General features: G+C 62.9%; 9 protein-coding genes. All 9 read left to right on the top strand.

Going from position 1 to position 10,341, the window contains the following annotated elements:
- Positions 1-26: 26 nt before the first annotated feature.
- The 9 genes from E2F43_RS10945 to uvrC all read left to right on the top strand — a co-directional run bounded on the left by E2F43_RS10945 (position 27) and on the right by uvrC (position 10,338).
- The gene (locus E2F43_RS10945; RefSeq protein ID WP_165954273.1) at positions 27-2,282 is read left to right on the top strand and encodes a DNA internalization-related competence protein ComEC/Rec2; all 2,256 of its coding nucleotides are present in this window, start codon (positions 27-29) and stop codon (positions 2,280-2,282) included.
- Between the two features lie 75 nt (positions 2,283-2,357).
- Positions 2,358-2,981 (top strand): MotA/TolQ/ExbB proton channel family protein, encoded by a 624-nt coding sequence (locus E2F43_RS10940; protein WP_165954272.1) that lies wholly within the window; start codon positions 2,358-2,360, stop codon positions 2,979-2,981.
- Positions 2,978-3,409 (top strand): ExbD/TolR family protein, encoded by a 432-nt coding sequence (locus E2F43_RS10935; RefSeq protein WP_133212523.1) that lies wholly within the window; start codon positions 2,978-2,980, stop codon positions 3,407-3,409. Before E2F43_RS10940 ends, E2F43_RS10935 begins: the two co-directional genes overlap by 4 nt.
- Complete coding sequence (gene msbA, locus E2F43_RS10930) at positions 3,402-5,243, top strand: lipid A export permease/ATP-binding protein MsbA (RefSeq protein WP_133212521.1); 1,842 nt, start codon at positions 3,402-3,404, stop codon at positions 5,241-5,243. The genes E2F43_RS10935 and msbA overlap by 8 nt, the downstream gene beginning before the upstream one ends.
- A complete protein-coding gene (gene lpxK, locus E2F43_RS10925) occupies positions 5,243-6,223 on the top strand; it encodes a tetraacyldisaccharide 4'-kinase (protein ID WP_133212519.1) in 981 nt (326 codons plus the stop codon). The genes msbA and lpxK overlap by 1 nt, the downstream gene beginning before the upstream one ends.
- Before the next feature lie 20 nt (positions 6,224-6,243).
- The gene (gene kdsB, locus E2F43_RS10920; protein ID WP_133212517.1) at positions 6,244-7,008 is read left to right on the top strand and encodes a 3-deoxy-manno-octulosonate cytidylyltransferase; all 765 of its coding nucleotides are present in this window, start codon (positions 6,244-6,246) and stop codon (positions 7,006-7,008) included.
- On the top strand, positions 7,001-7,495 hold the full coding sequence (locus tag E2F43_RS10915) for a low molecular weight protein-tyrosine-phosphatase (protein WP_133212515.1): 495 nt from the start codon (positions 7,001-7,003) through the stop codon (positions 7,493-7,495). Before kdsB ends, E2F43_RS10915 begins: the two co-directional genes overlap by 8 nt.
- Positions 7,476-8,498 (top strand): UDP-N-acetylmuramate dehydrogenase, encoded by a 1,023-nt coding sequence (gene murB, locus E2F43_RS10910; protein ID WP_133212513.1) that lies wholly within the window; start codon positions 7,476-7,478, stop codon positions 8,496-8,498. The genes E2F43_RS10915 and murB overlap by 20 nt, the downstream gene beginning before the upstream one ends.
- 1 nt (position 8,499) lies before the next feature.
- Positions 8,500-10,338, top strand: a complete 1,839-nt coding sequence (gene uvrC / locus E2F43_RS10905) for an excinuclease ABC subunit UvrC (RefSeq protein WP_133212511.1) — start codon at positions 8,500-8,502, stop codon at positions 10,336-10,338.
- Positions 10,339-10,341 lie beyond the last annotated feature (3 nt).

Here is a 10,341-nt window from a genome sequence, read left to right as displayed (position 1 = left end):
GGCGGCTTCTCTAGATGCGCTCATGGATGATCGGATGGCTCGCGGCCACGGTGTTATTGGCCTTTTCCCCCTGGTTGTTGCCCCCGTGGCTGTGGCCATGTCTCGGCGGGCCGGTCGCGATCCTGGTGCTGCGCGGACGTCTGTTCTGGGCCGGGCTGCTGGTCGCACTGCTGGTCTGTTCACTGCGGGGACAGCTTGAGTTGCAGCAGCGCCTGCCTGTGTCATGCCACGGCCGGTCCATCGCCCTGACAGGTCAGGTAGCCAGCCTGCCGCGGCGTTCCCCGGTGGCAGAGGGGCGACTGCGCCAGCGGTTCGAATTCCTGGTGGACCGCGCCCATCCGCGGGATTGCGCCGCTCCCCGCCGTGTTCTGCTGTCCTACTACGGCGACAGGGAAATAAAGCCCGGCCAGTGGTGGCGATTTGAAAGCAGGCTGCGCCGGCCCTGGGGGCTATCCAATCCGGGATCTTTCAACATGCAGGCCTGGTATGCACTGAGCGGTATCGACGCCGTGGGAACGGTGCGCAGCGCCGGGGGCGCGCCTGTCGCCGGCGTCGGGCCGGCGCTCTCAGCCTGGCATCACCGGCTGCGCGCCAGGGTCAGCAATGCCATCGGCCAGGCCGATCTGTCGGATGTCGCCGCTGCGGTGCTGGCTGCGATTACCGTTGCCGACAAAAGCGGGATCGATTATCGCTTGTGGCAGCTGTTTCAACACTACGGGATTAACCACCTGCTGGTGATTTCCGGTCTGCATGTGGCCCTGGTAGCCGGGTTGGCCTTTTGGCTGGGAAAAGTGTCCAGCGCCTGCCTCGGGTCCCTGGGTGTTGGCCAGGGTCGCTATCCAGTCAGCGAGGTGGCGGCTTTCACCCTGGCTCTGGCTTACGCTGCCCTGGCCGGGTTTTCGGTTGCCACCCAGCGAGCGCTGGTGATGCTCGGCTGCTTTTTGCTGGCCCGCGCCCTGCGGCGGGGGAACTCGGGCTTTAATAGTCTGTTTTTGGCCGCCTGGCTCTTGTCGCTGATAAACCCGCTGGTCTTTCTGGGGACCGGCTTCTGGCTGTCTTTCGGTGCGGTGGCGACGCTGCTCTGGCTCGGATGCTGGCAGCGGGGAGGGCGCCTGGGCCGGGTGTTGCTGCCGCAACTGGCGATGGCGCTGGCAATGTTACCGATGGGCGCCCTCTGGTTCGGGGGCAGCAGCTGGGTGTCTCCGCTGGCGAACCTGCTGATGATTCCACTGCTGGGTCTGTATGTGATTCCCCTGTCCCTGCTGGGCGCATCGCTGGCCCTCGCAGGTGCCGGCGAGTTGGCGGCAGCCTGCTGGCAGATGGCGGCAAAACCGCTGGATACCCTCTGGCCGGCTGCGGGACTTATCGACCGGCAGGCTGCATTATTCCTGCCTGTCGCCGGTGGCACTCTCGCCACAGTGGTGGCATTGATTGGCGCCGCATTGCTGGTCATGCCACTCACCATGCGCTGGCGCCTCGGCGGCCTGTTCATGATCCTGCCGCTGCTGTTGGCCAGGCCCGCTGCCAGGGTGGAGCCGCAACTGGACGTGCTGGATGTGGGCCAGGGCACCGCGGTGGTATTTCGCGCCTCAGGCCGGGTGCTGCTTTACGACACTGGCGGGGGTAACCCGGCGGGGCCCAATCTCGCCCAGACCGTGGTCTTGCCCTGGTTACGTCATGCGGGCGTGGAGAGAATTGATGAACTGGTCATCAGCCACAATGATCTGGATCACAGTGCCGGCCTCAAAGGCGTGCTGGCGGCCATGCCGGTGGACCGGTTGTGGCAGGGAGAAGCGTCAGATGCGCGCGCCAGGCGCTGTCTGGCGGGTGCAGCCTGGAGCTGGCCCGGGGGAACCCGGTTTCGCTTTCTATCACCTTCCGGGCCCCAGGAGGGTAACGATGCGTCCTGTGTGCTGCAGATCGTAACGCCGGGATTACGGATACTGCTACCCGGGGACATAAGCGAAAGACAGGAGCGGGAACTGATCCGCTACTGGGGGGGAGAACTGCGCAGCGAGGTATTGCTGGTGGCCCATCACGGCAGTAACACCTCCACCTACCAGGCCTGGCTGAACAGGGTGGCGCCCGAGGTGGCGGTGATCGCTGCCGGCTATGCCAGCCGCTTCGGTCATCCTCACCCCCAGGTCCTGGCCCGCTTGCAACGTTCCGGTGCCGTTGTTTACCAGACCGCCGGACAGGGAGCGCTGCAGTTCAGAATCGGCCCCGCAGGCGCCCTGTCAATAACAGCTAACCGCGCAGGATACAAAGCCTGGTGGATGTGACTTTTCCGCGGTTCCGTCACTCCTTGGCCTGTGCGTATAATGGGGCTCTCTAAGAAAAACTGGCGAGATGTCCCTGTGCTGGAATTGTTGACGGCTGGCGGATGGTTGATGGTACTGATCGTACTGTGTTCCATCGTGGTGCTGGCGATCTGTATTGAACGACTTATAACCCTCAACCCGAAAAAAATTGCCCCGCCCCATTTGCTGGCGACTGTGTGGAAACAGCTCAAGGCCGGTGAAATGGATGCTGCCCGGCTGAAAACCCTGAAGCAGTCCTCGCCTCTGGGGCGAATACTTGCCGCCGGGCTGAGCAATGCCTACCACGGCCGGGAAGTGATGAAAGAGAGCATCCAGGAGGCTGCCCAGCACGTGGTGCATGACCTGGAGCGCTACCTGAATACCCTGGGCACCATTGCCGCCATCGCCCCCCTGTTGGGGCTGCTGGGGACGGTGGTGGGTATGATCCGGGTATTTGCCGAGATCATGTCCCAGGGTACGGGCAATGCCAGCGTGCTTGCCGGTGGTATATCCGAGGCCCTGATCACCACCGCTGCCGGACTGACGGTGGCGATTCCGGCATTGACCATGCACCGCTATTTCGTCGGCAAGATCGACGGCATCGTGGTTGAACTGGAGCAGGAAACGATCAAATTGGTGGATGCCCTGCACAGTGAAGAGAACGTGGAAGGCAGCCTTTGAAATTTCGCCGCCAGCGCCTCGATGATGTCAATATCAACCTGACACCACTGATCGATGTGGTGTTCCTGCTGTTGATATTCTTCATGGTTTCCACCACGTTTACCCGGGAGACCCAGCTCAGCGTCGACCTGCCCGAGGCCCAGGGGCAGCCCAGGGAGGTCCAGAACGAAGAGATCGAGATCCTGATCGACGAGAGCGGCCGCTACCGGGTGAATGGCCAGGGACTGGTGGACAATCGCATGCGCACGCTGCAGGCGGCGATCTACAAGATCTCGGCAGGTGACACCACCCTGCCCATGATTATTACCGCCGACGCCCAGGCCACCCATGAGAATGTCGTGCGGGCCATGGATGCGGCGGGCCAGATGGGCTTTGTTCACCTGAGTATCACCACGCGTCAGCCCACCCGGGGGCAGGCCGATGGCTAGGGATTCCCGCCAACAGCACCCCGTGCGCGCCGGCCATATGAGCGACTGGCAGCTGTACGGTCGCTTGCTGGCTTACGTGGTGCCCTACTGGTGGGTGTTTGCGCTCAGCCTGGCGGGATACATCGTCTATTCCCTGGGCAATGTCTTGCTCGCAGACATGATGCAGTTCCTGCTTGATGCCCTGAATCAGTCCGACAAGGCGGACTCGGGACTGGTATCGAGGGTGGCCTATGGCCTGTTTTACGAAGAGGGCATGGACAAGCTGGAATTCACCCGGCTGGCGTTTCCGATCAGCCTGGTGGTGTTGGCGTTTATCCGCTCCATGGGTTTTTTCGTCGGCACCTATTTCATGAACCACGTGGCGCGAAACCTGATCCACACCCTGCGTTGCGAACTGTTTGACAAAATGCTGGTGGCTCCCAGCGCCTACTACGACAGTCATAGCCAGGGCGTGTTGATCTCCAAGATCACCTTTAACGTGGAGCAGGTGTCGGGTGCGGTGACCAAGGCCCTGAAAATTATCGTCAGGGAGGGGCTGACGGTGGTGGCGCTATTGAGTTACATGCTCTACCTCAACTGGCGCCTGTGCCTGGTGTTTCTTGCCGTGGCCCCGGCGATTGCCCTCGTGGTGAGTGTGGTGGGTAAGCATTTTCGCCGTTACAGCCGGCGCATCCAGGCGTCCATGGGCGACGTTACCCAGGTGTCCAACGAAAGTATCGGCGCCTACCGGGAGGTGCGTATCTTCGGTGGGCAGGCACAACAGTCGCGGCGCTTCCATTCCGCCAGTGACTACAACCGGGCACAGAGCTTGAAGCTGGCCTTCCTGGATGCCCTGAGCACGCCGGTTATCCAGACTCTGCTGGCCCTGTCCCTGGCGGCCCTGGTCTGGTTTGCCCTCAAACCCAGCCTGCTGGCGGATTTCTCTGCCGGTTCGCTGGTGGCATTCCTGACGGCGGCGGGGCAGTTGGGCAAGCCCATTCGCCAGCTGTCCAGTATCCAGTCGGTGATTCAACGCGGCCTCGCCGCGGCGGAAGATATCTTCGCCCAGCTGGACCAGGAAGAGGAGGTTGACCAGGGTACCAGGGAAGTGACCCGCGCCAGGGGGGCGATATCCTATCGTCATGTCAGCTTTGCCTACCCGGGCAGTGACACCGAGGTCCTGCGGGATGTGTCGCTGGACATTGCTCCCGGCGAGACGGTGGCCCTGGTGGGGCGTTCCGGTAGCGGCAAGAGCACCATGGTGCAATTGCTGGCCCGCTTCTACCAGCCCTCTGCCGGTGAGATATTGCTGGATGACATTCCGGTGCAAGAGTACAGCCTGTCATCGCTGCGCCAGCAACTGGCCATGGTGTCCCAGAATGTCACCCTGTTTCAGGACACGGTGTTCAATAACATTGCCTATGGCACCCTGGCTGACAAAGGGCCGGATGCGGTCGAGCAGGCCCTGGAATCAGCCTATGCAAAAGATTTCATTGAGGCTATGCCGGCGGGCATGGACACGCCGCTGGGTGATGACGGCGGCGGCTTGAGTGGCGGCCAGCGCCAGCGTATCGCCATCGCCCGGGCCTTTCTCAAGGATGCGCCGGTGATTGTCCTGGACGAGGCGACCTCGGCCCTGGACAACGAATCCGAGCATCGTATCCAGCAGTCACTGGACCGGATATCCCGGGATCGCACCACCATTATCATTGCCCACCGGCTATCCACGGTGGAGAAAGCCGACCGTATTGTGGTGATGGATGCCGGCCAGATTGTGGCGATGGGTACTCACACGGAGCTGCTGGCGGGCGAAGGGATCTACGCCCAGCTCTATCACCAGGAATTTACCGATTAATGACTGCCCGGGCTGGCGGTCTGGAGACGGCCTGGTATCGCGGCGCCCCCTGGCTCTGGTTACTGCTGCCACTTGAAGGGCTGTTCCGGACGGTGGCCGCTGTGCGCCGCTGGTTATACCGCTCAGGCCTGTTGTCTTCCTACCGAGCCCCCAAACCCGTCGTTGTGGTGGGCAATATCACCGTCGGCGGTACTGGCAAGACCCCGGTGATCATTGCCCTGGCCGAGGCGCTGCAGGCGAGGGGCCTGAAGCCCGGCGTGGTCAGCCGTGGCTACGGCGCCAGCGGCAACGAGTTTCCCCACCAGGTATCAGCAGACAGCTCCGCCGCCCAGTGTGGTGATGAGCCCCTGCTGATCTACCAGCGCACCGGGGTGCCCTGCATGGTCGATCCGGACCGCAGTGCAGCCGTGAAGGCGCTGCTGGCAGCCCAGCCGGTAGATGTGGTGCTCGCCGATGACGGGCTGCAGCATTATGCGCTGCAGCGTGACTACGAACTGGCCCTGCTCGACGCCCGGCGCGGCACCGGAAACGGCCACTGCCTGCCGGTCGGTCCCCTGCGGGAACCCCTCTCCCGGCTTCGGTGCGTCAACCGGGTGCTGTACCGCGGTGGCCAGGACCCCGCCAGCAGTGTCGGCTACCAGCCCGTGGCCTGGGTCAATCTCGTTTCCGGTGAGGAGCGTCCCCTGCCTGCGTTCACCAGCGGGGAGGGCATTGTGGCCGTGGCCGGTATCGGCCAGCCCGACCAGTTTTACGCCACCCTGGGCACCCTCGGTATCGCGTTCGAAGCGAGAACCTTTCCCGACCACCACCAGTACAGCGCGCAGGAATTTGAGCAACTGCGGGGCCGGACAATTCTCATGACCGAAAAAGACGCGGTAAAATGTCGCTCACTGGTCGGAGCGGATGCCTGGTTCCTGCGAATCGATGCGAGCCTGCCACCGGGGGTGGTCGATGACATCGCCGCGCTGGCCCGATCCTGACGACCCGATAAGGTAAACACATGTCTTTTGCAGTAGTGATACCCGCACGTTACGGCTCTACCCGGCTTCCCGGCAAACCGCTTCTGGATATTGTCGGCAAGCCAATGATACAGCGGGTGTGGGAGCAGGCCCTGGGGGCAGGCGCCAGCCAGGTGGTGGTGGCAACCGACGACAGCCGAATTCAACAGGTGGCACAGGATTTCGGCGCCGAGGTCTGTATGACCAGCCCCGACCACCCCTCGGGCACCGATCGCTTGCAGGAGGTGGCTGCCCTGCGCGGTTGGGACGATGAGCAGATCGTGGTCAACGTGCAGGGCGACGAACCGTTGATACCGCCGGCGCTGATCGGCCAGGTGGCGGCCAACCTGGCGGCCAACCCGGCCGCCGCCATCGCAACCCTCAGCGAACCGGTAAGGGGGCTGGAGGAGTTGCGCAACCCCAACGCGGTCAAGGTGGTGGCCGATGCCCGCGGCATGGCTCTCTATTTCAGCCGGGCCACGATTCCCTGGCCGCGGGAAGCCTTTGCCGACCCGACCGTGGACATGCCCGCCGGCGACTGGTACCGGCACATTGGCATTTATGCCTATCGCGCCGGATTTTTGCACCGCTATGTGGGCTGGGCACCGGCGCCGTTGGAGCAACTGGAACAACTGGAACAACTGCGCGCCCTGTACCACGGCGAGCGTATCCATGTGGCGCCGGCCTGTGAGGCGGTGCCCGCCGGCGTGGATACCGCCGAGGACCTGGAAGCGGTGCGTCGACGACTGGAGCAGGGTCATGAGTGAATCCAGGCCTACCCGTGTGCTGTTCGTCTGCCTCGGCAATATATGCCGTTCGCCCACCGCCCACGGCGTGTTCGCAGCGCTGGTAAAAGAGCGCGGGCTGGAACAGCAGATTCGCATTGATTCCTGCGGCACCGGCGACTGGCATATCGGCCACGCCCCGGACCGGCGAGCCACCGCCGAGGCGGCAAGCCGCGGCTACGACCTCAGCCCGCTGCGGGCGAGGCAGGTCCAGGTCAGTGACTTTGATGATTTCGACTACATCCTCGCCATGGATAAACAGAACCTGGCGGACCTGAAGGCCATGTGCCCCCCGGATTTCGCTGGCCATCTCGGCCTGTTCCTGCCCTTTGACCCCGAGGCCAGTGTCGAAGAGGTGCCCGACCCCTATTACGGTGGCGATGAGGGTTTTGCCCGCGTGCTGGATATGGTCGAGGCAGCCAGCGAGGGGTTGCTGAGGGAGATATGCGGTGCAGATACTGCGCGCTGAGTCCCTTCGCGCCCGCAATACGTTGCGTCTCGAGTCCCGGGCAACGGCGCTGGTCGAGGTTTCATCGCCGGTGCAACTGACCGAGGCACTGGACTGGGCCCGCGCCGAGGGCTTGCCGGTTGTGCCGCTGGGCACGGGCAGCAACGTGGTGCTGGTCGGGGATCTGGACGCCCTGGTGGTCTGTCACCGTGGCAGCGATATGGAACTGCTCAGCGAGCAGGGGGAGCAGGTACTGTTACGGGTCGCTGCAGGCCATGACTGGCACGCGCTGGTCCAGCGTACCCTGGAGGCTGGACTCTACGGACTGGAGAACCTGGCGCTGATTCCCGGAACTGCCGGTGCCGCGCCCATCCAGAATATCGGCGCCTATGGGGTGGAACTGGATCGCTTTGTGGTGGCGGTGCATGCGCTGGAAACGGCGAACGGCAGGGCGATGACTCTGACGGCCGGGGACTGTGGTTTCGGTTACCGCGACAGCGTGTTCAAGGGCGAGTTGCGCGACCAGCTGGTCATCACCGCCGTGGATCTGCGTTTGTCCCGCCGACCGCGCCCGGAACTGGGCTATCCGGCGCTGCGCAGTGAACTGGAGCAGGCCGGTATCAGCGAGCCGCGACCAGAGGATGTGTTTCGCGCGGTGGTGGATGTGCGCAGCAGGCGGCTACCGGATCCGGCACGTGAGCCCAATGTCGGCAGTTTTTTCAAAAACCCGGTGCTAAAGGCTGCCGCGGTGGAGGCATTGCGACGTCAGCACCCCGATTTGCCGGTGTACCCGCAAAGCGGTGGCCGGGCCAAGATTCCCGCCGCCTGGTTAATCGATCGGGCCGGCTGGAAGGGCCAGCGGCGCGGGGGGGTGGGGGTTCATCCCGGACACGCCCTGGTGCTGGTTAATTATGCCAGTGACTCCGGTGCCGAGTTGCTTGCCCTGGCGGACGAAATCGTCGCTTCGGTGCAAGCGCGCTTTGGTGTTGCCCTGGAGCCCGAGCCTCGAATTTACGGCGGTTGACGTGACTGAGTTCGATCACAAAGCATTCCTCAAGACCCTGACCACGCGACCCGGTGTGTACCAGATGTATGCTGAGGACGGCAAACTGCTCTATGTGGGTAAGGCGAAAAACCTGAGGAACCGCGTGGGCAGTTACTTTCGCGCCAGCGGACTCACCGACAAAACCCTGGCCCTGGTCAGCCGGATTCACGATATCCAGGTGACAGTGACCTCCACCGAAGTCGACGCCCTGTTGCTGGAACACAACCTGATAAAGAACCACCGGCCCCCCTATAACATCCTGCTCAAGGACGACAAGTCCTATCCCTATATCCATGTTTCGGCGGACCGGTTCCCGCGCATCTCCCTGCACCGGGGCGCACAGAAGGGCAAGGGGCAGTATTTCGGTCCCTATCCCAGTGCCGGTGCGGTGCGCGAGTCGCTGCATTTCCTGCAGAAAGTGTTCAAGGTCAGGCAGTGTGAAAACAGCTATTTCCGCAATCGGTCCCGACCCTGCCTGCAACACCAGATTGATCGTTGTACCGCGCCCTGTGTGGACCTGGTGTCGGAAGAAGAATACGCCGCGCAGGTAGAAAATACCCGGCTGTTCCTGCGCGGCAAATCCCAGGAACTGATGGTTCGACTGGCGGATGACATGGAACAGGCGGCCGCTGACCTGGAGTACGAGAAAGCGGCGGTTTACCGGGACCAGTTAACCCAGTTACAACATGTGCAGGCCAGTCAGGGTATCGAGGGCGTGAAAGGTGACCTCGATATTCTCGCGGCAGCCGTGGACGCCGGCCGGGCCTGTGTCCAGGTCTTGTTTGTGCGTGGGGCACGGGTGTTGGGCAGCAAGACCTACTACCCGCCGCTGAAACTGCAGGAAACACCGGGGGAGGTACTGGCGGCATTTATTCCCCAGTACTACCTTAACGGCACCCGGGCCATTCCGGGTGAGATTATCGTCAACGAGGAACCGGAGAGCAGCCCGGCGCTGGCCGAGGCGCTGGAAGTGCAGGCCCAGCGCAAGGTAAAACTGCGCAGTCGGGTACGGGATGCCCGGGCGCGCTGGTTGCGGCTGGCGGTACAAACCGCCGAGACCAACCTGCAGGCCCACCTGGCCGGCAAACAAACCGTACAGGCCCGTTTCCAGGCCCTGCAGGACTTGCTGTCGCTGCCGGAGATGCCCGAGCGCATGGAGTGTTTTGATATCAGCCACAGTTCCGGCGAGGCCACGGTCGCCTCCTGCGTGGTGTTCGACCAGAACGGACCGCGCAAAAGTGACTACCGCAAGTTTAATATCGAGGGTATAACCGGTGGCGACGACTATGCCGCCATGCAACAGGCCCTGGAGCGTCGCTACCGGCGGATCAAGTCAGGGGAGGGCGCACAGCCGGATATCCTGTTTATCGACGGCGGCAAGGGCCAGGTGGCCCAGGCCATGTCGGTGCTGGAAGCGTTGCAGATCAATGGTGTGCTGGTGATTGGTGTGGCCAAGGGCGTCACCCGCAAGGCCGGATTCGAAACCCTCGTAGACGGGGCCACCGGCCGTGAGTCACAATTGCCGGGAGACAGCCCGGCCCTGCACCTCATCCAGCAGATACGCGATGAAGCCCACCGCTTTGCGATCACCGGTCACCGCGCCCGCCGTGACAAGGCCAGGCAACGCTCCCTGCTGGAGGATATCCCCGGCGTGGGAGCCAGGCGCCGCAGGGAGCTGCTGCGCCACTTTGGCAGCGCCCAGGGCGTGGTCAACGCCAGCGTGGAAGAGTTGAAGAAAATTTCCGGAATAAGTGCCACAATGGCAGCACAGATTTACGATCACCTGCACGATGTAGGTGATGACGGGGAAAGGAACTAGGGG

The organism is Seongchinamella unica (assembly GCF_004354085.1).
GTDB lineage: Bacteria > Pseudomonadota > Gammaproteobacteria > Pseudomonadales > Halieaceae > Halioglobus > Halioglobus unicus.
This window is presented reverse-complemented; position numbering and strand designations above follow the sequence as displayed.